The following is a 24,776-nucleotide window of genomic DNA, read 5'->3' on the forward strand; positions in this document are numbered from 1 at the left end:
CAGCCTAACGGGGCTTCCTAGACGTCGGCCGCGCGGGCACGCAGAGCCCGGGCAACGCCGTCGCGGTTTTCCAGCATCATTCGCCGCAGGGCGGCGCTTTCGGCCGGGAGCGCGGCCAGGAACCCGTCGGTCCGGTCGATGGTTTCCTGCGTGGTCAGCAGTGCGGGATAGAGCCCGACGACGATTTGCTGGGCGAGTGCGTGGGTCCGGCTCGCGACGATCCCCGGGACCGCCTCGAAGTACTTTTCCGCGTAGGGCTCCAGGAGCGAGCGGTCCAACACCCGCATGAATCCGTTCACCGCGGAACCCTGCAGGGCATTGGAGAGTTCGCCCTTGACCACGATCGATTCCCAGGCGGCGGCCTTGGCCTCCGGCGTCGGGATGGCGGCCTTGGCCAGTGCGGCGGCATTCTGCCCGCTGGCGGTGTTGTCCCGCTCCAGCTCGGCGTCGATCTGTTCCCGGCCGAGCCGGCCGCCAGCCACGAGGGATGCCAGCAGCTCCCACCGCAGGTCCTGGTCCACCGTCAGCCCGTCCAGGGTCACTAACCCTTCCAGGAGCCCCGCTACCGTGTCCAGCTGGCTGCTGCTGCGGGCCAGCAGGGCGAAGGACTTGATGAACTGCAGCTGCGCATCGGACCCGCCTGCCGCAGCGGACGCCATCTGCCAGAGCCGGTCCGCGGCGGCCACGGCAGTGGCCTCGCGGTGGTCTTCGGCAACGTAGAAGTTCAAGGTGGTGGCCAGCTGGCGCAGCTGGACCAGGATGACGGACGAGTCCGATTCGGCCGCCACGTTGGCGAGAATCAGCTCCACGTACCGGCGGGCGGGCGTCTCGCCATCCCGGGCAGCGTCCCAGGCGGAGTTCCATACCAGCGTGCGGGGAAGGCTCTTGTTGAAATCCTTCAGGTGCGCCGTCGCGGTGGCCAGAGATTTCTCATCCAGCCGGACCTTGGCGTAGGCAAGGTCGTCGTCATTGACCAGGATCAGGTCCGGTTGCGCCAATCCCGCCAGCGCCGGAACCTCCGTGCGCTCGCCGTCCACGTCGAGTTCCTCACGGTGGACCCGCTCCAGCTTGCCGTCGCTGTTGAGGTTGTAGAAACCGACTGCCAGGCGGTGCGGGCGGATAGTCGGCCATTCCTCGACGGCCGACTGGAGGATGGCGAAGGAGGTTAGGTTCCCCTCTGCGTCCACCTCGAGTTCAGGCGTGAGGGTATTCACGCCGGCGGTCTCCAGCCACAGGCGTCCCCATTGGTCAAGGTCACGGCCGCTGGCCTTCTCAAGTTCCACCATGAGGTCACTGAGCTCGGTGTTTTGCCATCCGTGCTTGGCGAAGTACTCCCGGACCCCGGCCATGAACTGCTCCGGCCCCACCCATGCCACCAGCTGGCGGAGCACTGATGCGCCCTTGGCGTAGGTGATGCCGTCGAAGTTGACTTCCACATCCTGCAGGTCGTTGATCTCGGCGAAGATCGGATGCGTGGTGGGCAGCTGGTCCTGCCGGTAGGCCCAGGACTTCTCCACGGAAGCGAACGTGGTCCAGGCACTGGTGAAAGTGGTGTTCTCGACTGCGGCCAGATGCGACATGTACTCGGCGAAGGACTCGTTCAGCCAGAGGTCGTTCCACCAGCGCATAGTCACGAGGTCGCCAAACCACATGTGCGCGAGCTCGTGGAGCACGGTGATGGCGCGTCGTTCGATCTGCGCACCCGTGACCTTGCTGCGGAAGACGTAGCCCTCCAGGATGGTCACGGCGCCGGCGTTCTCCATGGCGCCCGCGTTGAACTCGGGCACAAACAGTTGGTCATACTTTTCGAACGGGTACGGGCAGCCGAACTGCGCTTCGAAGAACTCGAACCCCTGCCGGGTGAGTTCAAAGATGTTGTCGGCGTCGAGGTACTGCATGAGCGACTTCCGGGCAAAGACGCCGAGCGGGATAACCCGGCCGTCGGAGCTGGCCACCTCGCTGCGGACCGACTGGTAAGGGCCCGCAATCAGGGCAGTGACGTAGGAGGACAGCCGCGGTGTGGGGGCGAACTCCCAGACGCGTCGGCTGCGGCCGTCGTCGCCCGCGGAGATTTCCTGCGGGGCCGGCGTTGGTGAGTTGGAGATGATGTCCCAGTGCGAGGGGGCCGTGACGGTGAACCTGAATGTCGCCTTGAGGTCCGGCTGCTCAAAAACCGGGAACATCCGGCGGGAATCCGGAACTTCGAACTGGGTGTACAGGTAGACCTCGTTGTCCACCGGGTCCACAAAGCGATGCAGGCCTTCGCCGGTGTTCATGTAGGGGGCATCCGCCACGATTGTCAGTTCATTGGTGCCGGCAAGGTCCGGAAGCTGGATCCGGATCCCGTCCGATACTGTGGCCGGATCCAGGCTGTTTCCGTTCAAGGTGACGCTGTGGACCGTCTGCGTCACGGCATCGATGAAGGTGAAGGATCCCGGCACTGCCGTGAACTTCACGGTCGTGGTGGTGCCAAAGACTGTGTCGCCTTTGGTCAGGTCCAGGCTGACATCATAGGAATCGACGGCGATCAGTTCGGCGCGCTCGCGGGCTTCGGCGCGCGTCAGGTTCATACCTGGCAAGTGGTGCCTCCAGAAGGGTTGCGGTTGCCAGCGGGCAGTAGCCTGCGCCGGCACTGTGAAGACATTCTTTCACTTCAGGGGTGGTTGGCAAGTTGCGCGGATCACGTCCTGACCGGGGCAGAGTCATGCGGGACTGCCGCCCGGGCCGGGAGTAGTTTTAATGCATGGGAAAGTTCCGTGATGCGGTGGACGCCAAGGCCTTGCGGTTCGCGGTGGGGTTTCCTGTGGTGCTGGCAGGGGCTTTCGTGTTCTGTGCTTCACTGTTGCGCCCCAACCTTCCGGAGCCGGTGGCAATCAGCTGGACGGACGACGGCGGGGCCGCCTTCGCTCCCTTCGCCAGCTACGCGGGCGGCGGCGCGCTGATCATCGTGGCCGCGGGCTGGCTTGTTCTTTCGCAGGCGGTCCCCGTTTCCCGGCCGGCGGTGATGCGCCGGGTCATGATGGGCACGGGGCTTTTCCTTTGCCTGTTCCTGACCAGTGTCCTGGCCGCCGGGCTGGTGGGACAGACCGGCCTCGCGGATGCCCGGGATTCCCGCCTGGACCAGATGGTGCTGGCACTGGGAAGCGGGGCTGCAGTGTCGCTGGGGGTGATCATGGGCTTCGTTTTCAAGGCCGACCGGCAATGGACACCCGAGGACGACCGGGCACTCGAGCAGGCCGTCATCCGGGAGCTGGATCCTGAGCTGGCGGGGGACACCATCAGGTTCTGGGTGCATGCGCGCAGCTCGGTTTTCGTCATGATCGCGATTGCAAGCGTGTTCCCGGCGGCCCTGATCTCCATCGCCCTGCCCTGGGTCGGGGCGTTGCTGGTTGTCCTGGCAGTCGTTGCTGCAGCCTTCCTGTGTGCCCGCGTCAAGGCCGACCGCAGCGGCCTGGATGTGCTGGTGGCCGGCGTGGTGCCGGTCATGCACGTACCCGCGGCGGCCATTTCAGCGGCAAGCGCCTCCGAGGTCCGCGCAGCGGACTATGGCGGCTGGGGCTACCGGAACCACAGCGGCACGGCGGCGATGCTGGTCAGCAGCGGGCCCGCCGTCGTCGTGCGTAAAACGGACGGGCAGAGGCTCGCGGTCAGCGGCCGAAATCCGGCAACCGCGGCCCGGCTCGCGGAGGTCCTGACGCGCGTAGCCGCGAGGGCCCGCCGCGGCAGCGAATCCTAGTATCCTTGTCCGTGTTGATCTGACCCTGGCCTGAACCAGCCCCGCTGGGCACCTGCGCCAAAACCGAACGGATACTGTCGTGACTTCTTTCCCTGCCTTCCCGCGGGTCCACATCGCCACCGACCACGCAGGGATGGAGCTCAGCGCCCATCTGGTCAGCCACCTGATGGCCAAGGGCTACGACGTCGTGGACCACGGACCCAAGGTCTACGACGCCCAGGATGACTACCCGTCCTTCTGCATCAACGCCGCGCTCGCGGTCGTGGCCGACCAGAAAGCAGGCGTGCACGCCCTGGGCATCGTCCTGGGCGGCTCGGGCAACGGTGAGCAGATCGCCGCCAACAAGGTCAAGGGAGTACGCGCTGCGCTCGCCTGGAACCACTCCACTGCCACGCTGGCGCGGGAGCACAACGACGCGAACGTGGTGGCCGTGGGCGGCCGCCAGCACACGGTGGAAGAAGCAACCGCGCTCATCGAGGCCTTCCTGGCGGAACCGTTCAGCAACGACGAGCGCCACGTCCGCCGGATCGCCAAGATTGCTGCCTATGAAGCCACCGGCGAGGTCATCGAGTAGTGCCGGAAGGCCATTCCATACGGCGCCTTGCCCGGCAGTTCGGCGACGTCTTTACCGGCGAAAGGCTTGCCGTCAGCAGCCCGCAGGGCCGATTCGCCGCCGGTGCCGCGCTGCTGGACGGTCACACGCTGACAGGCTCCCGTGCCCACGGCAAGCACCTCTTCCTGCACTTCGACCACGCCATGGTGCTGCACGTCCACTTGGGGCTTTACGGTGCCTGGGATTTCGGCGGCGACGGCACCTTCCGCGGGGCATCAAGCATCGGCGCCCCCAGGCGGGTGGGGGAGCGGGAGACGTTCGACGACGACGGCGGCAGAGCTGCCTACGCCGGCCCGCCCGCTCCGGTCGGTGCAGTGCGGGTCCGGCTGGCCAGCCGCCATGGCTGGGCGGACCTGCGCGGCGCCACCACCTGCGCGGCCATCACGGAGGCGGACGCCGAGGCGGTCCTGGCCCGGCTGGGACCGGATCCCCTCCGCAACCTCCCGGCGGACAGGGGGCGCTTTGTTTCAGGGCTTCAGTCCCGGAAGGCGCCCATCGCTGCACTGCTGATGGACCAGAAGGTGATTGCCGGCATCGGAAACGTCTACCGGGCCGAGGTCCTGTTCCGGCAGCGGCTCGATCCCTGGCTGCCTGGCAGCGCCCTGTCCCGGCCGGCCGGGGAACTCCTGTGGGAGGACACCGCCGCCATCATGTCCGACGGCGTCCGCGACGGGCGGATCATCACCACCCCTGCGGCACATTGGGGCGGAGGCGCCGCCTTGCCGGCAAGCGATGAGGCACATTACGTCTACAAGCGGCAGGGCCTGCCCTGCAGGGTCTGCGCCGGGCCGGTCGCGCTGACGGAGCTCGTGGGCCGGAAGCTCTACTGGTGCCCCGCCTGCCAACAGGACTAGCTGCCAGCCCTTCTGGCTGCCAGCACGACGAAGGACTACCGGCCAAAGCTGCTGCTAATCTTCCCCGGTTTGTGCGGCGTTGGTCGCGATCGCCGGTTCCACGGATGCCACTGCGTAGGCTTTGGTCGCTGAGCGCTGCAATGGACGACGAAGGCGCATCTGGTACGGTCCATCCCGGAACGTGGCGCGAGGGTCCAACTGGACCGTCAGGCGCGGCTCGTCGCGGCCGACGTCCAGCCGAACCACGGTGCCGTCCCGCCGCCCGTTCACGGACAGCACGGTCGCCGGCTCCACGGCGGTGTCCCTCAGCAGTTCCTGGTACTCCATTCCGGCAGACAGGAAGAGTATTCCGTGGGCAACCCCAATGACCCTCAGGGGGATCACAGCATCAGGCTGCACGGCTTCCTCGGTTGGCAGTGGCTGCAGCCCGACCCCGGGGAGAGATGGCCTCCTGCGTCTATTCTCTGGACGGTTCTCTGTACGGTCGCATTCCGTGCACCGGGTCCTTGCCCCGACATCCGCCAGAAGGGTCACGAGCAGCCCCCTGGGTGCATGGTCCCATTTGTCGGCCACGGCCTGGCACCACCCCGTGTGGTAGGTCCTTCCGTGTTTCAACACATAGACCTGGTCACCGCCCAGGACAGGTGCGCCTCCATGCCGTGAGGCCGGCTCCACAGGCTTGAGTTCGCCGAGGACCTTGGTTCCTGCATCTGGGGTGTGGTTGATCTTGAAGTATTTCTGGATCAACGGATTGGGCTGCCTTTTTGGTTGTGGCCTTTGTGGTTGTGGCAAGGAGTTGCCCGGCCTTTCTGTGCGGCGACAGTGGGTTTCGTGCATCCCCCTCCACAAGCCCCCACATTAGCTTGCCGGCTTTTGCTCCGGTAGCAGCCAGCACGAAGAAGGGCCCCTCAGATGAGGGGCCCTTCTTTAGCTGGAGGGGACGACGGGAATCGAACCCGCGTAATCAGTTTGGAAGACTGAGGCTTTACCATTAAGCTACGTCCCCGGGAGAACAGTGCTGCCTTAACATTACTGCTGCAACATGACTGCTGCTGTTCTAACGGGCCGGCTGATCAAGCCGGATATAACTAAACCTAATTCATGCCCCACGTGTCAAATGTGCAAACACGGCCCCTATGACCGTAGACTTGCCTGTGCACTTACGGGGTGTAGCTCAGCTTGGCTAGAGCGCCTGCTTTGGGAGCAGGAAGTCGCAGGTTCAAATCCTGTCACCCCGACTCTGCGGCCCGGACCCCACGGCCTGGACAGAACATTGCGTTTGCAGAAACCCATCCCACAAACCCAGGAGTACTTAGACCGTGAAGAGCGCTGTCGAGAACCTCACCCCCACGCGGGTCAAGCTCAATGTTGAGGTCCCCTTTGAGGAATTGAAGCCCAGCATCGACGAGGCATACAAGACCGTTGCTTCGCAGATCCAGGTCCCGGGCTTCCGCAAGGGCAAGGTCCCGTCCAAGCTGATTGACCAGCGGGTGGGCCGTGGCTACGTCCTGGAGACTGCCATCAACGAAGGCCTCAACGGCTGGTACCAGGCGGCTGTGCAGGAATCCGGCATCCGTCCCCTGAGCCGCCCCGAGGTTGAAATCACCGAGGTCCCGGACCCCGCATCCACCGACGGCGAACTCAAGTTCCACGCCGAAGTTGATGTGCGCCCGGAGATTGAACTGCCCGATTACGCCGGCATCAAGGTTGAGGTTGCCGCGGCTGAATCCTCCGATGAGGACGTGGACAAGGCCCTCGATGAGCTGCGCGGCCGGTTCGGCACGCTCAAGTCAGTTGACCGCCCGGCTGCCGATGGCGACTTCCTGACCATTGACATCACCGCCACGGTTGACGGCGCCGAAGTTGATTCCGCTTCCGGCCTGTCCTACCAGGTTGGCGCCGGCACCATGCTTGAGGGCCTGGACGAGGCCGTCACGGGCCTCAGCGTAGATGAAGACGCCATCTTTGACACCACCCTGGTGGGCGGCGACCACGCCGGCGAGGCTTCCCAGGTCAAGGTTGTCGTGAAGGCCGTTAAGGAGCGCGAACTCCCCGAGGCCAACGATGACTTCGCCCAGCTGGCGTCCGAGTTCGACACCCTTGCCGAGCTCCGCGAGGACCTTGCCAAGCAGGCTTCCGACTCCAAGATCGTTGAGCAGGGCGTGGAGGCCCGCGACAAGGTCCTGGACAAGCTTGTCGAACTGGTCGAGGTTCCCGTTCCCGACTCCGTCGTCGAAGAGCAGCTCGAAGCCCACTTCAAAGAAGGCAACGGCCACGGCGAAGGCGAGCACGACACCGAAGAGCACCGCGAAGAGGTCAAGGCCAACACTGCCCGCGCCTTCCAGAACGAAATCATCCTTGACGCCATTGCTGAAAAGGAAGAAGTCAACGTCAGCCAGAGCGAGCTGATCGACTACATCGTCAGCACCGCCAGCCAGTACGGCATGGACCCGAACCAGTTCGCCCAGATCATCGACCAGAGTGGCCAGGTTCCTATGATGGTTTCCGAGGTCCGTCGCCGCAAGGCACTGGCCGTCGTGCTGGGCCAGGCGACAGTCACTGACACGGCCGGAAACAGCGTTGACCTCAGCGACTTCGTGCGCCCCGGTGGCGAAGAAGAAGCTCCGGCAGTCGAGGCCGAAGCTGCCGAAGAGGAAACAGCATCCACAGTTCCGAATGACGATCCTGCGGCCGTGAAGTTCTAACACGCCCTGCGTGGCCGGCAGGCAGCCCCTGGACCCCTCGGTCCGGGGGCTCCCTGCTTTAACCGCCGCTTCCCGCCGTCGTGCGCCGTCAGCGAACAGCCCGATTCCGGCGAACAAAACCTCATCCAAAGCAGTTAGTGTCCAGTAGAGAAGTTCAGTGATGTCACCGTCACCATTGAGAGGTAAGTACACATGTCACAGCACCTAGACGCCCCCCGGATGGCCACCGTCGATCCCGCAGCCCAGGACAATTACATCTACAACCGGCTCCTCAAAGAGCGGATCATCTGGCTCGGCTCAGAGGTGCGTGACGACAACGCCAACGCCATCTGCTCACAGCTGCTGCTCCTCTCCGCGGAAAACCCGGACAAGGACATTTACCTGTACATCAACTCGCCGGGCGGCTCCGTCACAGCAGGCATGGCCATCTACGACACCATGCAGTTCATCCCCAACGACGTCGTCACCGTCGCCACGGGACTGGCCGCCTCCATGGGGCAGTTCCTGCTCTCCTCCGGAACCAAGGGCAAGCGCTACGCCACCCCCAACGCCCGGGTCCTCATGCACCAGCCTTCCGGCGGTATCGGCGGCACCGCCTCGGACATCAAGATCCAGGCCGAGCTGATCCTGCACATGAAGAAGGTCATGGCAGAGCTGACCGCGGATCAGACGGGCCAGACCGTCGAGACTATCCTCAAGGACAACGACCGCGACAAGTGGTTCACGGCCACGGAGGCCCTCGAATACGGCTTCTTTGACAAGATCGCAGCCCACGCCGGTTCCGTATCCGGCGGCGGCGGAACCGCCAACGGGTCCTCCGGTGAATCGGCATCCGAGAAGTAAACCCGGCACTAAGAACACTCAGATCAGGAGCAACAAAATGACCTACAACTTCGGATCGACTGCCGGTAATCTTCCGACCAGCCGCTACGTACTTCCCCAGTTCGAGGAACGCACACCCTACGGCTTCAAGCGCCAGGACCCGTACACCAAGCTCTTCGAGGACCGCATCATCTTCCTCGGCGTCCAGGTTGATGACGCGTCTGCCGACGACGTCATGGCCCAGTTGCTCGTCCTGGAATCCACGGACCCGGACCGGGACATCACCATCTACATCAACTCTCCGGGCGGCTCCTTCACCGCCATGACGGCGATCTACGACACCATGCAGTACATCCGTCCCGAGATCCAGACGGTCTGCCTCGGCCAGGCGGCCAGCGCTGCCGCAGTCCTCCTCGCCGCAGGTACGCCCGGCAAGCGCCTGGCACTGCCCAACGCGCGTGTGCTGATCCACCAGCCGGCACTGTCCGGCGGCCAGGGCGGACAGGCGTCGGACCTGGAGATTCAGGCCGCCGAAGTGATGCGCATGCGGTCGTGGCTTGAGGACACCCTGGCCCACCACTCCGGGCGTACCTCGGAGCAGGTTAACAACGACATCGAGCGCGACAAGATCCTGACAGCCGAGGAAGCCATGAACTACGGCCTCATCGATCAGGTGCTTGATTCACGCAAAATCAAGCCGCAGGCGATTACCAGGTAACACGCTTCCGGGAAGGCCGGCGCGGTCCAGTTCATTTGGGCCGCTCCGGCCTTCGCTTTCCACCCTTGGGGCCGAATGTGACCTAGAGTGGATGTTGTCACGGCCGTCCTCCCAGGCGGTTCAAGATTCCAGCAACGGTGCAAAGCTGCCTGGCAGCAAGATACTAAGGGGTTCACATATGGCTCGGATTGGCGAGAGCACGGATCTGCTGAAGTGTTCTTTCTGCGGAAAGAGCCAAAAGCAGGTGCGGAAGCTCATTGCCGGGCCCGGGGTCTACATCTGCGACGAATGCATTGAACTCTGCAACGAGATCATTGAGGAAGAGCTCGCGGAAGTTGCCGATCTGGGAAGTTTCGAGCTTCCCAAGCCACGCGAAATTTTCGACTTCCTGCAGGAATACGTCATTGGCCAGGAACCTGCCAAGCGGTCCCTCGCCGTCGCTGTCTACAACCATTACAAACGGATCCAGGCCGGCCACGCCCCCAAGAGCGGCAGCCTTGCCGACGGCGGCCATCACGATGACGTCGAGATCGCCAAGTCCAACATCCTCCTCATCGGCCCCACGGGCTGTGGCAAGACCTACCTCGCGCAGACCCTCGCACGCCGGCTGAACGTACCTTTCGCCGTCGCCGACGCCACCGCCCTGACCGAAGCCGGCTATGTGGGCGAGGACGTGGAGAACATCCTCCTCAAGCTCATCCAGGCAGCCGACTACGACGTCAAGAAGGCTGAACAGGGAATCATCTACATTGACGAGATCGACAAGATCTCCCGGAAGAGCGAGAATCCTTCCATCACCCGGGACGTCTCGGGCGAAGGCGTGCAGCAGGCCCTCCTGAAAATCCTCGAAGGAACAGTCGCTTCGGTTCCGCCGCAGGGCGGCCGCAAGCATCCGCACCAGGAATTCATCCAGATCGACACCACCAACGTCCTGTTCATCGTGGCGGGCGCGTTCGCCGGCATGGAAGAGATCATCGGTTCCCGCTCGGGGCGGAAGGGCATCGGCTTCGGCTCCCCGCTTAAGGACGCCAGCAACAAGATGGACTCCTACGGGGAGGTCATGCCTGAAGACCTGCTGAAGTTCGGTCTTATCCCCGAGTTCATCGGCCGGCTTCCGGTGATTACCACCGTGTCCAGCCTGGACCGCGACGCCCTCATCCAGATCCTGTCCACCCCGAAGAACGCCCTGGTCAAGCAGTACCAGAAGATGTTCCAGATCGACGGCGTGGAACTGGTCTTCGACGACGACGCGCTGGACGCCATTGCCGAACAGGCCCTCGAGCGCGGCACCGGCGCCCGTGGCCTGCGCGCCATCATGGAGGAAGTCCTGCTCCCTGTGATGTTCGACCTGCCGAGCCGCGAGGACGTCGCCAGCGTTGTCATCACGGCCGGGGTTGTGCTGCACAAGGCAGAGCCCACCATACTCCCGCACGTGACCAAGCGCCGCAAATCGGCCTGAACCTGCCCCGCAGACCCCTTCCATCCGGCGGCCAGTTCTGTAGCGCCGCCACGCAACCAGCTGAAGATCCAGAGGAAATCACCCATGACTGAAACCACCAACCAGGCTGACTTCTGGTTCGATCCGCTGTGCCCGTTTGCCTGGATCACCTCCCGTTGGATCGGCGAGGTGGAACAGGTTCGCGACATCAATACCGTCTGGCATGTGATGAGCCTGGCTGTCCTTAACGAGGGCCGGGACCTGGAGCCGGCGTACCGGGAAATGATGGACAAGGCCTGGGGACCGGTGCGCGTCATCATCGCCGCCAGGGAGCAGCATGGCGAGCACGTCGTCAAGGAGCTGTACGACGCGATGGGCACGCAGATCCACGACGGCGGCCAGAAGGACTTCGGCATCGTCATCAGCAAGGCACTGGCCGAGTGCGGCCTTCCTGTCACACTGGCAGACGCCGCTGACTCTGATGAGTTTGATGTCCGGCTGCGTGCGAGCCACGAGGAGGGCATCTCCCTCGTCGGCCAGGACGTCGGCACCCCCGTGGTCGCGTTCAATGGCACCGCATTCTTCGGCCCCGTCCTGACCCGCATACCGCGCGGTGAGCAGGCCGGCGTTCTCTGGGACGCCACGGTAGCCCTGGCTTCCTACCCGCACTTCTTCGAGATCAAGCGCAGCCGCACCGAACGCCCGCAGTTCTACTGAGGCGTCACGGCGCCGGCCCTGCAGAGCCTGCTGTCCGAGCGATCAAAGCCCCGGCGAAACTACTCTGATGTAGTTCCGCCCGGGCCCTTGCGCATCCAAAGGCACGGGACAAGAATGGGTTCTACCCACTTCGAAAGAAGCGGGACGCAGAAGCCAAAGATTCAGTGATATGCATCCGACGCAGCCATCGGCAAAGTCAGATGCAAGCTACCAGTGACGAGGTAGGAAGACCTGAAGATCTGAGGATTCTGCCAGACCATCAAAGACGTCACCAGATGGCCGAAAAGTCGAAGCCCCACCAACGGCAAAACGCTGATGGGGCTTCCCCTTTGCCCTGGAACGGATCACTTGCCCTGGAACGGGTGACCAGGTCAGAACAGGTCACCCGTTGCCGGAGACGTCTAAGCGTCCGCCGGTGCCAGGACCACGTCGCTGACTGCCAACTCCCCGTCGCCCGCCACGAGGGTGATCTCGCGGGCGTTCGAGGCTGCCTTCAGGTCCGCGAGTCCTGCCTTGAGCTGGGTGGTCACGGATTCAGTGGCTGTAATGGTTGCGGACAGCACCTCGGTGCGCTGCTTGACCTTGGCCTCGGACTTGGCCTTCCGGACGCCGCTCAGCGCGGTGCCAACAGTGGCCAGCAGGGTGGTGTCGCCGTCGATCTCCACAGCAGACGGCCACTGGGCACGGTGTACGGAGCCGTTGCGCCACCAGCCCCACACCTCTTCTGTGGCGAAGGGCAGGAACGGGGCGAACAGCCTGAGCAGGGTGTCCAGGCTGGTTGCCAGGGCAGCCAGAACCGAAGCCTGCTCCTGCTCGCCGGCTGCACCGTAGGCGCGGTCCTTGATCAGCTCCACATAGTCGTCCGTGAACTGCCAGAAGAAGCTTTCCGTGATCTGCAGGGCCCGGGCATAGTCGTAGTTCTCGAAGGCCTTGCTGGACTGGCGCACAACATCCGCGAGCTGCGCCAGCACAGCGCGGTCCAGCGCGTTGAGGAGCACCGGGTGATCGGCAGAAACCACTGAATCCTCCGTGGCTCCGAGGTTCAGGACGAACTTCGAGGCGTTCAGGAGTTTGATGGCCAGGCGACGGCCGATCTTCATCTGGGCAATCTCATAGGCTGTGTCGGCGCCAAGCTTGGCTGAAGCAGCCCAGTAGCGCACAGCATCTGAGCCGTACTCCTCCAGCACGTCGGTGGGCACCACCACGTTGCCCTTGGATTTGGACATCTTCTTGCGGTCCGGATCCAGGATCCAGCCGGAGATTGCCGCGTGCTTCCAGGGTGCGGAGTTCTCGAGGGCGTCAGCACGGACCACGGAGGAGAACAGCCAGGTGCGGATGATGTCGTGACCCTGCGGGCGAAGGTCAAACGGGAACACCTTGGCGAAGAGTTCCTCATCCCGGCTCCAGCCGCCAACGATTTTTGGTGTCAGGGAGGACGTGGCCCAGGTATCCAGAATGTCGGCATCTCCGGTAAAGCCGCCCGGCACATCACGCTGGGCCTCGTCGAAGCCAGGCGCTGCATCAGCGGCCGGATCTACCGGCAGCTGTTCGTCCGACGGCACGATAGGTGCGTCGTAGTCGGGGTTGCCGTCCGCGTCCAGGGGGTACCAGACGGGGATGGGCACGCCAAAGAAGCGTTGCCGGGAAACGAGCCAGTCACCGTTCAGGCCTGCAATCCAGTTCTCGTAACGCGAACGCATGAAAGCAGGATGGAAGTCGATCTCATGCCCGCGCGCAATCAGGCGCTCGCGCCGGTCCTCGTCCCGGCCGCCGTTGCGGATGTACCACTGCCGCGACGTGACCACTTCGAGGGGCTTGTCGCCCTTTTCGTAGAAGTTCACCGGGTGCAGCATCTTTTTCGGCTCGCCGTCGAGCAGGCCCTCTGCCACCAGGAGCTCCACGACTGCTTCCTTGGCGCTGAAGGCAGTCTTGCCCGCGATGGCGGCGAAAGCCTCGCGGCCGGCGTCGGTGGTGATCCAGTCGGGAGTCTCACCGACGATCCTGCCGTCACGACCGACGATGGCACGCGTTGGAAGTTGCAGTTCACGCCACCAGGTCACGTCGGTCAGGTCGCCGAACGTACACACCATGGCGATGCCGGAGCCCTTGTCTGCCTTTGCAAGCGGGTGGGCCATGACCTCCACTGCAACACCGAAGACCGGCGATGTCACCTTCTTGCCGAACAGCGGCTGATACCGTTCGTCGTCGGGGTTGGCGACCAGTGCGGCGCAGGCGGCCAGCAGCTCGGGACGGGTCGTCTCGATATAGATCTTTTCGCCGTCCTCCGTGAAGAACGGGTAGCGGTAGTACGCGCCGGCCACTTCACGGTCCTCAAGTTCGGCCTGGGCCACCGCGGTCCGGAACGTCACATCCCACAGGGTGGGCGCTTCGGCCATGTAGGCGTCACCGGCGGCGAGGTTGGCCAGGAAGGCGCGCTGGGATACTGCCCGGGAGTTCTCGTCAATGGTGCGGTACGTGAGGGCCCAGTCCACGGACAGGCCAAGCGTCTGGAAGAGGTTCTCGAAGACCTTCTCGTCCTCCACCGCAAGTTCTTCGCACAGTTCGATGAAGTTCCGGCGCGAGACGACGTCGAAGTCGCGCTGGTTCTTGGCCGGCTGGGCCGGTGGACGGTAGTCAGCGTCGTAGGCAATGGCCGGGTCGCACCGCACGCCATAGTAGTTCTGTACACGGCGTTCCGTGGGCAGGCCGTTGTCGTCCCAGCCCATCGGGTAGAAGACGTTCTTGCCGGTCATGCGCTGGTAGCGGGCCAGGACGTCGGTCTGCGTGTAGGAGAACATGTGACCCACATGCAACGATCCCGACGCCGTGGGCGGGGGAGTGTCGATGGAGTAGACCTGGTCACGGGTGGTGTCCGGGTCGAACTTGTAGGTCCCTTCGGCAAGCCAGCGCTGCGTGAGGGCAGCTTCGAGCCCCTCGAGGGCGGGCTTGTCCGGAACGTTGATAGGGGCGGTGGAGGGCGTGTCTGTACCCTGATGTGTTTCAGCCATTTGCCAATTGTTTCACGGTCTCTTTCATCCGGACGCACCGGATGCCCGCCGCGGCGTGCGGTGCGGCTGGCGTTTATCGCGCAGCGTCCATGACCGCGATGCCGTTAGGGTTGGGATATGACTGACATTCCACAGAACAAGGCCGCAGTTGTCACCGGCGCCAGCACCGGGATCGGCGAGGCAACGGTGCGTGCCCTCCGGGCGGACGGCTGGACTGTTTTCGCTGTGGCGCGCCGCGCCGAAAGGCTGGCGTCGCTGGAAGCGGAGACCGGCGCCGTCGGGATTCCCGCTGACATCTCGGACGACGACGACGTTGCCGCCTTGCTGTCCCGGGTCACCGAAGCCGGGGGTGCGGACACCCTCATTAACATCGCCGGCGGAGCTAGGGGCGCCGATCCTGTGGGCGCCGCCAGTACCGAGGACTGGGAATGGATGTACCGGGTCAATGTGCTTGGCACGATGAAGCTGACCCGCGCCTTCCTTCCGATGCTGCGTTCCACCGGAGAAGGCACCGTCCTGAACCTGACATCCACGGCCGCGCTGGCAGCCTATGAGGGCGGAGGGGGCTACAACGCCGCCAAGTTCGCACAGCACGCCATGACAGGGGCGCTGCGGCTGGAGGAAGCCGAGAACAACGTCCGGGTGATCGAGGTCGCCCCCGGGCTGGTGAGGACAGAGGAATTCGCGCTGAACCGGCTAGGTGACCGGCAGGCAGCGGACAGCGTCTACCAGGGGGTCGAGAAGCCCCTGACCGCAGCGGACGTGGCTGATGTGGTGCGCTACGCGGTGAGCGCACCCCACCACGTCAACCTGGACCAGATCGTGATCCGGCCGGTGGCCCAGGCCGCGAACCACAAACTCATCCGCAAGAGCTGATCAGGCTGCAGGAATAGCCAGCGTGGCCAGGACGGCAGCATGGTCCGTTCCCGCGACCTTGTGCACCTCATAGCCTGAGCTGCCCAGGCCGGCACTTGTCACCAGGTGGTCGATAGTGATGCAGGGAAGCGGTTGACCCTGCATGGGCCAGGTGGGGACAAGCCGTGAACCCGAGGCGGCACCGGCATCGACCATGCCGGAACCGCTTCCGGGCTGTCTTCGGGCCAGGATGTCACGGAACTCGGCGTGGTCGTACGTGGCATTAAAATCGCCGATCAGGAGCCGGTTCCCGGGCCGCTCCGCCATCGTGCCCACGGCTGACAGGTCCTTGCGCCACTGGGCAACCCTGCCTTCCACCGGGGGCAGGGCATGGACGTTGGTCACCTCAAGAATCGCCACGGAACCGTTGGCCGTAGCGGTCAGCCGCGCCGTGGGCATCTTGAAAGGTGTGTCGGGGAGGAGGCCCACAGACTCCATGGGGTACCTGGAATAAATGGCGTAGCCGCCGGCGTCTTTCCGGGGACCGCTGATCCGGACAGGCAGCAATGTGTCCAGGCCCTCCGCGGAAAGCCGGTCCTGGAGTCCCTGTGAGTGTTCCTGGATGGTGAGCAGCCCCACGCCCTTCTCCCGGACCAGCCCCACTATGGCTGCCGCGTCAGCCCGGCCGAACTCGGAGTTGATGTTCATGGCCGTGAGTTCAACCCTGCCGCCCTCTGATGCCTCGGCAGGCCTGGACGCATCGAGCGGGAAGAGCCAGAACGCCTGGCAGACAATCAGTGCCGAGGTCACTGCCTGCTGCCATCGGTTCCGCCCCGCAAGGGCCAGGAGCAGCGCTACCACAGCAGGGACTGTCAGCCAGGGCATGAAGGCAAGCAGTTGGACCACCAGGAGGGGCCACTCCGCAGGTACCGCCCGAAAGACGGACAAGGCCAGCACCGGCACCGTGGCCAGGAGCGAAAGCCACCTGAACACGGCAGCCGGGATCACCTTTGCCCTTGCCCGGGAGGAACCTGTCATGGGCTTGAGTCTAGGCAACAGCCTGCTGCGGCGTCACCGCGCGGATTGCAGCCCGCATCCGGGCGGCCCCTGGAGCCATGTCATCATCCCTGGACCGAAAGCCTGGCGACGATGGCCGCATGGTCGGTCCCTGCAATCTGCACGGCATCGAATGCCAAAACCGTGATGTCCGTGCTGACCAGAACATGGTCGAGCGCCACAAACTGCGGGATTCGTGAGTTGGCGGGCCAGGTCGGAGCCAGGCCTTTCCCGGCTGCCCCGCTGGCATCGGTCAGCCCGGTTGCCAGGAGGTCACGGAATTCCCGGTGGTCCTGGCCGGCGTTGAAGTCGCCCAGCAGGATGGCAGGCGTGCCCGTAGCCAGGCCCTGGCGGAGTTCACCGAGCTGGCGAAGTTCCTCCCGCCAAAAAGGAGTGTGTCCGGGCCTCGGGGAGTCGATGTGGACAGCCGTCAGGTGGATGCCGCGCGGTATCCCGGGGAGGTACGCCTCAGCCCTGCTCTGATAGAACACCGTGCCGGGCACGCGTTCTGACACGTCCAGCGGGAAGCGGGAGAAGATCCCGTTCCCCGTGCCCGCATAGTCAACATCGAGCACCCGGTAGGGGAACTCAGCCGCCACGCCCGCAGCTTCCAACGCCTCAAGACCCGCGGGCGCCAATTCGGGAAGCGCCAGGACATCGGCTTTCCGTCCCCGGGCAGCGTCGATCAGCGCCCGGGCGTCAACCCCTGAAGGGCCGACGTTCAGCGCCATGACTGTTACCTCATGGCCGGTTCCGGAGCCGGCCACGGCCGCCGCTTCCGCCGTCACCCCTCCTATCGGCAGGATGCGGGGGAGGACCATGGCCCACTGAGCCACCAACACTGCAGCCGCCACCGCAGCCACGATTGCCCGACTCGGCCGGGAGTCCAGCAGGACCGCGCCTACGGCGGCCGCCAGGGCAGCCGCCGTAAACAACAGGGTGGCAGGAAACAGTGACAACAGCTGGATCCATGGGGTGCCGATGTCCCAAGGAATAAGCCGCAATGCCGTCAGCAGAAGACCGGGAAGGCACAGCAGCGCGGACGCGATCCACAAGGAGGCGCTGCCGGCGCTGAACCGCCTGTCCTGGCCGCGTACACCCCCCGTTTGCATATCCCCATTATTGGCGGCGGACCATGTACTTCCAACCAATCGGCGCCGGGAGCCGGCCCGGCTCCGCTGCGGGACCTTTCGCGCCCGCAGAATGGCGGGGGAGGCCCCTGCGATAGTAGACTCGAAGTCGGCTATGACCCGGCTATCACCGGTGAGCTTCCGGAAGAACGCGCAGCAGCCAGTCGTTGGCACGCGGCGTCAGTAGAACCGGACGGGTAAGCCCGTCACAGCAGTAATGAGCGGCCGGCGCTCGGACAGCCCCCCGGGGCGGTTTGGGCGGCGGTAAGTGAGGTGGTACCGCGGTACGCGTGCAGTCGCAAGACGGCACGGGAGCCGTCCTCGCATCCTGAACGGAACGTTTTGTTCGCCAGCTCAACCCAGGATGTCGAGAATGCCGTACTACCCCAAAGCCTCTGCCTCCCCTTCCGGCGCCGCTGCCAGCCACGCGGGCACCGGTGTGTCCGCCTCCGTGAGGTTTCCGGAGATCGAAGAGCGAATCCTGAAGTACTGGGACCAGGACGGCACGTTCCAGGCCAGTATCGACCAACGCAGCGCTGACGCCCCAGGCGGTGAGCCGGGCAGCAATGAGTTCGTCTTCTACGACGGCCCTCCCTTCGCCAACGGCCTGCCGCACTACGGACACCTGCTCACCGGCTACGCCAAGGACCTGGTGGGCCGCTACCAGACACAGCGCGGCAAGCGCGTCGAACGCCGCTTCGGCTGGGACACCCACGGCCTCCCCGCCGAACTTGAGGCCATGAAGCAGCTGGGCATGACTGACAAAACCCAGATCGAAGCGATGGGCATCGACAAGTTCAACGACGCCTGCCGGGCCTCAGTGATGAAGTACGCGGACGAATGGCGCAACTATGTCACCCGCCAGGCGCGCTGGGTGGACTTTGACAACGACTACAAGACCCTCAATGTCGAATACATGGAGTCGGTGCTGTGGGCGTTCAAGCAGCTGCACGAAAAGGGCCTGACCTATAACGGCTACCGGGTGCTGCCGTACTGCTGGAAGGACGAGACACCGCTGTCCAACCATGAACTCCGCATGGATGACGACGTCTATAAGAACCGCCAGGACCAGACCGTCACTGTCACGTTCCCCATCACGGCCGGGGAGACTGAGCTGTCCCGGCAGCTCGCCGGCGTCCAGGCGCTCGCCTGGACCACCACCCCCTGGACGCTGCCCACCAACCTGGCGCTCGCCGTCGGGCCTTCCATCATCTATGCAGTCCTCCCGGCCGGCCCCAAGGGGGTCAAGGCGGCGTCGCCGGAGGCACCCGTCACGGGAAGCTTCCTGCTGGCGGCTGACCTGCTCGGAACCTACGCCAGGGACCTTGGCTATGACGACGTCGAGTCGGCCGAGGCAGCAGTCGTCGCCACCCACACGGGCGCGGAGCTGGAAGGGCTTCAGTACGAGCCGCTCTGGCAGGACTTCGCCGACACCGAGAAGTACGGCACCCAGAACGCGTGGCGCATCCTCGTGGCGGACTATGTCACCACGACCGACGGTACCGGCATCGTCCACCAGGCCCCCGCCTACGGTGAGGATGACCAGAAGGTCTGCGAAGATGCCGGCATCCCCGTGGTGCTGTCAGTGGATGAAGGAGCAAGGTTCCTTTCGCTCTTCAAGCACGGCGACCTGCACGACATCGCGGGCCTCCAGGTCTTCGAGGCGAACAAGCCGATCACGCAGGTGCTGCGGGCCCAGGGCCGCCTGGTCCGGCAGGCCAGCTACGAGCACAGCTACCCGCACTGCTGGCGCTGCCGCAACCCGCTGATCTACCGTGCTGTGTCCTCCTGGTATGTCGAGGTCACCAAGTTCAAAGACCGGATGTCCGAGCTGAACCAGGAAATCAACTGGATCCCCGGCAACGTCAAGGACGGGCAGTTCGGCAAGTGGCTGGCGAACGCCCGCGACTGGTCCATCAGCCGCAATCGCTACTGGGGCAGCCCCATCCCGGTGTGGCAGTCATCGGACCCCGAATTCCCGCGCACCGACGTCTACGGCTCGCTCGCAGAGATCGAGGCCGATTTCGGCCGCCTGCCGCTGAATAAGGAAGGCCAGGTTGACCTGCACCGGCCGTTCATCGACGAGCTGACCAGGCCCAACCCGGATGACCCGCGCACTCCGGAAGAAGGCCAGTCCGTGATGCGCCGGGTGGAGGACGTGCTGGATGTCTGGTTCGACTCCGGCTCCATGCCCTACGGCCAGGTGCACTATCCCTTCCAGAACGAAGCCTGGTTTGATACCCACAACCCGGCGGACTTCATCGTGGAGTACATCGGACAGACCCGCGGCTGGTTCTACATGCTGCACATCCTCTCCACGGCACTGTTCGACCGGCCCGCGTTCCGCAACGTCATCAGCCACGGCATCGTGCTGGGCTCGGACGGACAGAAGATGTCCAAGAGCCTGCGCAACTACCCGGACGTCTCAGAGGTCCTGGACCGTGACGGCTCCGACGCCATGCGCTGGTTCCTGATGTCCAGCCCCATCCTGCGCGGCGGCAACCTGGTGGTCACCGAGCAGGGAATCCGCGACGGCGTCCGCCAGGTCATCCTGCCCCTGTGGAACGTGTACAGCTTCTTCACCCTGTACACCAACGCCGCTGCTGGCGGCAGGGGCTATGTCGCCAAGCTGCGTTACGACGGCTACACCGACACGCTGGACCAGTACCTGCTGGCCAACACCGGCGAACTGGTCCGGAACATGACCGTGCAGTTGGACACCTACGACATCTCCGGCGCTTGCGATGAACTGCGCAGCTACCTGGACATGCTGACCAACTGGTACGTCCGCCGGAGCCGCCAGCGGTTCTTCGACGAGGACCAGGACGCCTTCGATGCGCTCTACACCGCTCTTGAGGCGGTCTGCAGGGTCTCCGCGTCCCTGTTGCCCCTGGTTTCGGAAGAGATCTGGCGGGGCCTGACCGGCCGCCGCTCCGTCCACCTCGCCGACTGGCCTGACGCTGAGCTGTTCCCGGCCAACCCGGACCTGGTGGAAGCCATGAACCGCGTCCAGCAGATCTGCTCCACCGGATCCTCGCTCCGTAAGGCCGCCAACCTCCGCGTCCGGCTGCCGCTGCAGGAACTCACTGTCGTGGCACCCGGCGCCGATGCGCTGGAAGGGTTTGCCGCCGTCGTCGCCGATGAACTGAACCTGCGGTCCGTGCGCCTGCTCGACGCGGACAGCGCGTCCCCGGAGGAGTTCGGCATCGAACAGAAGCTCGTGGTCAACGCACGGGCTGCCGGACCCCGGCTGGGCAAGAACGTCCAGCAGGCCATCAAGGGCTCCAAATCCGGCGACTGGTCTGTCTCCGACGCCGGCGTTGTCACTGCGGGCGGACTGGAGCTGGAACCGCAGGAATACACCCTGGAAACGGTGGTCGCAGAGTCCGACGGCGGATCCGCTTCTGTGGCAGTACTTCCGGGCGGCGGGTTTGTCGTCCTGAATACCGAAGTCACGCCCGAACTTGAGGCCGAGGGGACGGCCAGGGACATGGTCCGCGCCATCCAGCAGGCACGCAAGGACGCCGGGCTGAACGTCAGCGACAGGATCCTGACCACCATCACGGCTGCACAGGAGGTCATCGACGCCCTGGAGGCGAACATGGGACTTGTCAGCACCGAAACGCTGACCGTGGACCTCAAAACCGTCGCAGCGGACGTCGCAGAACCGTTCATCACCGTCGAGAAAACAGGGGCCCAGGCATGACTGACGAATTCTCCGTGGAAAGTGTCTACGCCGAACTGCTGGGCCGTGCCCCGGAAAACAAGATGGAGCCGCGCCTGGCGCCGCTATTCCGGGCGATGGATGTGCTGGGGGAGCCGAACAAGGCGTTCCCGATCATCCACGTGACCGGAACCAACGGCAAGACCTCCACCGCCCGCATGATCGAGGCCGGACTGCGCGCTCATGGATTGAGCACGGGACGCTACACGAGCCCCCACCTGTCGAAGGTCACCGAGCGGATCAGCATTGACGGGCACCCCGTCCCGGATGAGACATTCGTCAGGATCTGGGACGAGATCCGCCCCTACCTGCAGATCGTCGACGACGAGCTCACGGCGGCCGGCGAACCCCGGCTCACGTACTTTGAATGCCTCACGATCCTGGGATTCGCGGTCTTTGCGGACCAGCCCGTCAACGTAGCTGTCATCGAGGTGGGTCTGGGCGGCATCACCGACGCCACCAACGTGGGGGACGGACAGGTGTCCGTCATCACGCCGATCTCGCTGGACCACACGGACCTGCTAGGGGATACCACCGAGGACATCGCCTACGAAAAGGCGGGGATCATCAAGCCCGGCGGTTACCTGATCAGCGCGGCGCAGCCGGTGGATGCTGCCCAGGTGCTGCTCGAAAAGGCCAGGGACGTTGGTGTCCCGTTCCGGTTCGAAGGCGTGGAGTTCGGGGTGGAATCCCGGACAGTGGCTGTGGGCGGGCAGGTAGTCAGCATCCAGGGTATCGCCGGCCGGTATCCGGACGTGCTGATTCCACTGCACGGAGCCCACCAGGCGCAGAACGCCGCCGTGGCTGTGGCAGCACTCGAGGCCTTCTTCGGCGGCGACAAGGAACTCGACGCTGAGGTGCTGCAGGAGGCATTCGCCAGCGTCACGTCGCCGGGCCGCCTCGAGGTTGTCCGGACCGCGCCCACCATCATCGTGGACGCCGCCCACAACCCGGACGGCATCAGGGCCTCGGCCGAAGCCATCGAGGAGGCCTTCAGCTTCACCAAGCTGGTGCCGGTGGTCGGCGTGCTCAAGGAAAAAGACGCCGAAGAGATCCTCCGCCAGCTGAAGGAGTCCCTGGGGGGCCTGGCAGAGGAATACTGCTTCACTCAGTCCAATTCCCCGCGCGCCGTGCCCGCCGCGGAGCTTGCCGAACTTGCCGCTGAAATGGGCTTCGGAGAAGACAACATCCACATCGCGGAGAAGCTGGACGACGCCCTGGAGTGGGCCGTTGAACGCGCGGAAGCCAACGACGACCTCTCCGGAGGAGTCCTGGTCACGGGCTCGATCACGCTGGTCGCGGAAGCGCGGATCCTGCTCGGGAAGTCGGAGGCCTAGCCGATGGCCAAGCTGACCAAGGCGCAGCGCGAGTGGCGTCCCGGGATGCCAAAGAAGCGACGTTCGACCAAGGTGATGTTCGCCTCCACCGTGCTCCTGCTTGAAGCTTTCGTCGTCTTCTTCGCCACGCTGGCTGTTTTCGGACTCAGGCGCGGTGAATTCCCGCCTGCCCTGATCCTCGGAATCGGTATCGGCCTGAGCGTCGTCATGATCTTCGCCTGCGCCGTGCTGTCAAAGCCCTGGGGCGTGGGTCTGGGATGGATCCTGCAGATTGTCCTCATCCTCACCGGCATTATTGAGCCCATGATGTTCCTGGTCGGCGGGTTGTTCGGACTGGCCTGGTGGTACGGAATCCGCACGGGCATCAGGATCGACTCCGAAGCCGCGCAGCGGGAACGTGAGCAGGCGGAATGGAACGCTGCGCACCCGGATGCGCAGGCCCCGTAGCCCGGCCCCGTAGTATTGTCCCGAAACCCCCACTAACGCATTGGAGCAGCTGTGAGCATTGAGCGCACCCTAGTTTTGATCAAGCCCGACGGCGTGGCCCGCAACCTGAGCGGTGCAATCCTGAGCCGCATCGAGGCGAAGGGTTACACCCTGGCGGAGCTGAAGAAAGTGGATGCGAGCCGCGAGCTCCTGGAGCAGCACTACGAAGAGCACGCAGGCAAGCCTTTCTACGAGCCGCTCGTGGAGTTCATGCTGAGCGGCCCAGTTGTTGCCGCAATCTTCGAGGGCCACCGCGTCATCGAGGGCTTCCGCGCCCTCGCCGGGACCACGGATCCCACCACCGCGGCGCCGGGCACCATCCGTGGCGACTTCGGCCGCGACTGGGGCCAGAAGGTGCAGCAGAACCTGGTGCATGGATCGGACTCTGTGGACTCCGCAGAGCGCGAAATCAAGATCTGGTTCTAGGACTCCGGCCGCCCTAAGCGCGAACTGGCACGTAATACGTGCCAGTTCGCGCTTTTTAGAACCAGGAGCTTTTTAGAACCCGGAGCTTTTCTAGAACCCGGAGGTGCCCGCGAATACCTGGATGAAGGCGAAGAAGATGGTGGCGATGACCGCGACATACAGCAACGCGGTGATGATCCAGCCCGAATCACCCAGGACGCGCGCCGCGCCTGCCGGTACCGGGATGGCCCCCTGCGTGATGTTCCTGACCGTCACCCAGACGAACAGCGGGATCATGACCGCCCACACAATCATGCAGAACGGGCACAGGATATGGATCGAGTACAGTGCCTGGGACCACAGCCACACCACAAAGACGAAGCCCAGAGTTACGCCGGCCTGAAGCCCAAGCCAGTACCAGCGGGCAAACGTGGCGCCGGACAGCAGCGCCATGCCTACCGTGATGATCACGGCAAAAGCAACAATGCCGATGAACATGTTGGGGAACCCGAACAAGGAGCTCTGCCACGTCTTCATAACGTCCCCGCACGAGATCCAAGGGTTCACGTCGCAGACTGTCACGTGGTTCGGGTCCTTGAGGACCTCGAGCTTTTCCAGGACCAGCGTTCCGGAGGCCAGCCAGCCGATTACTCCCGTGATGACCAGCAGCCAGCCCATGCGTCGGTCCCGCGCCATCGGCGGAACGGCTCGGGCAGTCGCCGGCGCCGGTCCTGCTGTGGACGCCGGGGCCGGGCTGCCGGTGCCGCTGACGGGGGAAATACTGGGCATGGTTGTTGCGTCCTTCACCTCGGGTGCTCCTTGCCCGATTGTAACGCCAGCGGCTGGAAGCGGTATCCAGCGCTGCCTGCCACCCGCTGGCCCACGGCCATGGCTTCCACCGTCTTTGTGCCGGGATGTGAGAGAATGATCGTGGCTGGAGGCCGACCCACATTCGGACTCCGGTCCGGTGGCTTTGTTCCCAAGACCGCCAATGATGAGCAGGGCAGGCTTCGGATTCTCTGATCCGGCTTCCCGCAATTCCATTGGTCGGCACCTGGTTGTGGCATGTAGAACAACGGGTTTTCAGAACGCAGCCGCTGGCTCCCACGGGCTGCCGCACCCCACTGCCGGTGCGAACCTGGGAGTATCCACTTGACTTCTGTCAACGCCTG

At 64.4% G+C, this 24,776-nt stretch carries 19 protein-coding genes and 2 tRNA genes; 14 read left to right on the forward strand and 7 right to left on the reverse strand.

The features are described 5' to 3' along the window. Positions 1–17: 17 nt before the first annotated feature. Positions 18–2,570, reverse strand: coding sequence for an aminopeptidase N (pepN, locus tag QFZ40_RS07805; protein ID WP_306903728.1), 2,553 nt, complete (start codon positions 2,568–2,570; stop codon positions 18–20). Positions 2,571–2,743: 173 nt separating this feature from the next. Here pepN and QFZ40_RS07810 point away from each other — a divergent pair, with 173 nt between their 5' ends. The 3 genes from QFZ40_RS07810 to QFZ40_RS07820 all read left to right on the forward strand — a co-directional run bounded on the left by QFZ40_RS07810 (position 2,744) and on the right by QFZ40_RS07820 (position 5,203). Further along, positions 2,744–3,736 carry a hypothetical protein gene (locus QFZ40_RS07810; RefSeq protein ID WP_306903729.1) on the forward strand — a complete coding sequence of 331 codons (993 nt, stop codon included), beginning with the start codon at positions 2,744–2,746 and terminating at the stop codon, positions 3,734–3,736. A gap of 79 nt (positions 3,737–3,815) precedes the next feature. Next, positions 3,816–4,310, forward strand: a complete 495-nt coding sequence (locus QFZ40_RS07815; protein WP_306903730.1) for a ribose-5-phosphate isomerase — start codon at positions 3,816–3,818, stop codon at positions 4,308–4,310. Further along, the gene (locus QFZ40_RS07820) at positions 4,310–5,203 is read left to right on the forward strand and encodes an Fpg/Nei family DNA glycosylase (RefSeq protein ID WP_306903732.1); all 894 of its coding nucleotides are present in this window, start codon (positions 4,310–4,312) and stop codon (positions 5,201–5,203) included. Before QFZ40_RS07815 ends, QFZ40_RS07820 begins: the two co-directional genes overlap by 1 nt. 54 nt (positions 5,204–5,257) lie before the next feature. On the opposite strand, the gene QFZ40_RS07825 is transcribed toward QFZ40_RS07820, so the two are convergent. Beyond that, positions 5,258–5,587, reverse strand: a complete 330-nt coding sequence (locus QFZ40_RS07825; RefSeq protein WP_306903733.1) for a hypothetical protein — start codon at positions 5,585–5,587, stop codon at positions 5,258–5,260. Between the two features lie 548 nt (positions 5,588–6,135). Then, a tRNA-Gly gene (locus tag QFZ40_RS07830) sits at positions 6,136–6,209 on the reverse strand. 157 nt (positions 6,210–6,366) lie between these two features. On the opposite strand from QFZ40_RS07830, the gene QFZ40_RS07835 reads away from it, so the two are divergent. From QFZ40_RS07835 to QFZ40_RS07860, 6 genes are all read left to right on the forward strand, one after another. After that, positions 6,367–6,441, forward strand: a tRNA-Pro gene (locus tag QFZ40_RS07835). An 81-nt stretch (positions 6,442–6,522) separates the two neighbouring features. After that, positions 6,523–7,908, forward strand: coding sequence for a trigger factor (gene tig / locus QFZ40_RS07840; RefSeq protein WP_306903734.1), 1,386 nt, complete (start codon positions 6,523–6,525; stop codon positions 7,906–7,908). Positions 7,909–8,127: 219 nt separating this feature from the next. After that, on the forward strand, positions 8,128–8,751 hold the full coding sequence (locus QFZ40_RS07845; protein WP_306906860.1) for an ATP-dependent Clp protease proteolytic subunit: 624 nt from the start codon (positions 8,128–8,130) through the stop codon (positions 8,749–8,751). Between the two features lie 37 nt (positions 8,752–8,788). Continuing rightward, positions 8,789–9,448, forward strand: a complete 660-nt coding sequence (locus tag QFZ40_RS07850) for an ATP-dependent Clp protease proteolytic subunit (RefSeq protein ID WP_306903735.1) — start codon at positions 8,789–8,791, stop codon at positions 9,446–9,448. Positions 9,449–9,626: 178 nt separating this feature from the next. After that, positions 9,627–10,907, forward strand: coding sequence for an ATP-dependent Clp protease ATP-binding subunit ClpX (clpX, locus tag QFZ40_RS07855; RefSeq protein WP_306903736.1), 1,281 nt, complete (start codon positions 9,627–9,629; stop codon positions 10,905–10,907). A gap of 84 nt (positions 10,908–10,991) precedes the next feature. After that, positions 10,992–11,603: a mycothiol-dependent nitroreductase Rv2466c family protein gene (locus QFZ40_RS07860; protein WP_306903737.1), complete on the forward strand. Its 612-nt coding sequence runs from the start codon at positions 10,992–10,994 to the stop codon at positions 11,601–11,603. A gap of 401 nt (positions 11,604–12,004) precedes the next feature. Here the strand turns inward: QFZ40_RS07860 and valS are convergent, their stop codons facing one another. After that, positions 12,005–14,611 carry a valine--tRNA ligase gene (gene valS / locus QFZ40_RS07865; RefSeq protein ID WP_306903738.1) on the reverse strand — a complete coding sequence of 869 codons (2,607 nt, stop codon included), beginning with the start codon at positions 14,609–14,611 and terminating at the stop codon, positions 12,005–12,007. A gap of 117 nt (positions 14,612–14,728) precedes the next feature. Here valS and QFZ40_RS07870 point away from each other — a divergent pair, with 117 nt between their 5' ends. Continuing rightward, complete coding sequence (locus QFZ40_RS07870) at positions 14,729–15,487, forward strand: SDR family oxidoreductase (RefSeq protein WP_306903739.1); 759 nt, start codon at positions 14,729–14,731, stop codon at positions 15,485–15,487. On the opposite strand, the gene QFZ40_RS07875 is transcribed toward QFZ40_RS07870, so the two are convergent. After that, a complete protein-coding gene (locus tag QFZ40_RS07875; RefSeq protein WP_306903740.1) occupies positions 15,488–16,504 on the reverse strand; it encodes an endonuclease/exonuclease/phosphatase family protein in 1,017 nt (338 codons plus the stop codon). It abuts the gene before it with no gap. 83 nt (positions 16,505–16,587) lie between these two features. Next, complete coding sequence (locus QFZ40_RS07880; protein ID WP_306903741.1) at positions 16,588–17,634, reverse strand: endonuclease/exonuclease/phosphatase family protein; 1,047 nt, start codon at positions 17,632–17,634, stop codon at positions 16,588–16,590. A 391-nt stretch (positions 17,635–18,025) separates the two neighbouring features. Between QFZ40_RS07880 and ileS the strand changes: the two genes are divergently transcribed. From ileS to ndk, 4 genes are read left to right on the forward strand one after another with little or no spacing between them, the layout of a single operon-like run. Further along, positions 18,026–21,358, forward strand: coding sequence for an isoleucine--tRNA ligase (ileS, locus tag QFZ40_RS07885; RefSeq protein WP_306903742.1), 3,333 nt, complete (start codon positions 18,026–18,028; stop codon positions 21,356–21,358). Then, positions 21,355–22,713 (forward strand): bifunctional folylpolyglutamate synthase/dihydrofolate synthase, encoded by a 1,359-nt coding sequence (locus QFZ40_RS07890; RefSeq protein ID WP_306903743.1) that lies wholly within the window; start codon positions 21,355–21,357, stop codon positions 22,711–22,713. The genes ileS and QFZ40_RS07890 overlap by 4 nt, the downstream gene beginning before the upstream one ends. A gap of 3 nt (positions 22,714–22,716) precedes the next feature. After that, positions 22,717–23,160 carry a DUF4233 domain-containing protein gene (locus tag QFZ40_RS07895; RefSeq protein WP_306903744.1) on the forward strand — a complete coding sequence of 148 codons (444 nt, stop codon included), beginning with the start codon at positions 22,717–22,719 and terminating at the stop codon, positions 23,158–23,160. Positions 23,161–23,211: 51 nt separating this feature from the next. After that, complete coding sequence (gene ndk / locus QFZ40_RS07900) at positions 23,212–23,625, forward strand: nucleoside-diphosphate kinase (protein WP_306903745.1); 414 nt, start codon at positions 23,212–23,214, stop codon at positions 23,623–23,625. Positions 23,626–23,715: 90 nt separating this feature from the next. Here ndk and QFZ40_RS07905 read toward each other — a convergent pair whose 3' ends face one another. Continuing rightward, complete coding sequence (locus QFZ40_RS07905; protein ID WP_306906861.1) at positions 23,716–24,393, reverse strand: vitamin K epoxide reductase family protein; 678 nt, start codon at positions 24,391–24,393, stop codon at positions 23,716–23,718. Positions 24,394–24,776 lie beyond the last annotated feature (383 nt).

The organism is Arthrobacter pascens (genome assembly GCF_030816475.1).
Taxonomy (GTDB): domain Bacteria; phylum Actinomycetota; class Actinomycetes; order Actinomycetales; family Micrococcaceae; genus Arthrobacter; species Arthrobacter pascens_B.

Excerpts from the sequence above, each read along its gene's own strand:
- QFZ40_RS07905 (WP_306906861.1), bottom strand. The coding sequence starts at position 24,393 with ATGCCCAGTATTTCCCCCGTCAGCGGCACCGGCAGCCCGGCCCCGGCG.
- QFZ40_RS07875 (WP_306903740.1), bottom strand. The coding sequence starts at position 16,504 with ATGACAGGTTCCTCCCGGGCAAGGGCAAAGGTGATCCCGGCTGCCGTG.
- valS (WP_306903738.1), bottom strand. The coding sequence starts at position 14,611 with ATGGCTGAAACACATCAGGGTACAGACACGCCCTCCACCGCCCCTATC.
- QFZ40_RS07810 (WP_306903729.1), top strand. The coding sequence starts at position 2,744 with ATGGGAAAGTTCCGTGATGCGGTGGACGCCAAGGCCTTGCGGTTCGCG.
- clpX (WP_306903736.1), top strand. The coding sequence starts at position 9,627 with ATGGCTCGGATTGGCGAGAGCACGGATCTGCTGAAGTGTTCTTTCTGC.
- QFZ40_RS07890 (WP_306903743.1), top strand. The coding sequence starts at position 21,355 with ATGACTGACGAATTCTCCGTGGAAAGTGTCTACGCCGAACTGCTGGGC.
- QFZ40_RS07870 (WP_306903739.1), top strand. The coding sequence starts at position 14,729 with ATGACTGACATTCCACAGAACAAGGCCGCAGTTGTCACCGGCGCCAGC.
- QFZ40_RS07845 (WP_306906860.1), top strand. The coding sequence starts at position 8,128 with ATGGCCACCGTCGATCCCGCAGCCCAGGACAATTACATCTACAACCGG.
- QFZ40_RS07860 (WP_306903737.1), top strand. The coding sequence starts at position 10,992 with ATGACTGAAACCACCAACCAGGCTGACTTCTGGTTCGATCCGCTGTGC.
- QFZ40_RS07880 (WP_306903741.1), bottom strand. The coding sequence starts at position 17,634 with ATGCAAACGGGGGGTGTACGCGGCCAGGACAGGCGGTTCAGCGCCGGC.
- QFZ40_RS07895 (WP_306903744.1), top strand. The coding sequence starts at position 22,717 with ATGGCCAAGCTGACCAAGGCGCAGCGCGAGTGGCGTCCCGGGATGCCA.
- ileS (WP_306903742.1), top strand. The coding sequence starts at position 18,026 with ATGCCGTACTACCCCAAAGCCTCTGCCTCCCCTTCCGGCGCCGCTGCC.
- pepN (WP_306903728.1), bottom strand. The coding sequence starts at position 2,570 with ATGAACCTGACGCGCGCCGAAGCCCGCGAGCGCGCCGAACTGATCGCC.
- QFZ40_RS07850 (WP_306903735.1), top strand. The coding sequence starts at position 8,789 with ATGACCTACAACTTCGGATCGACTGCCGGTAATCTTCCGACCAGCCGC.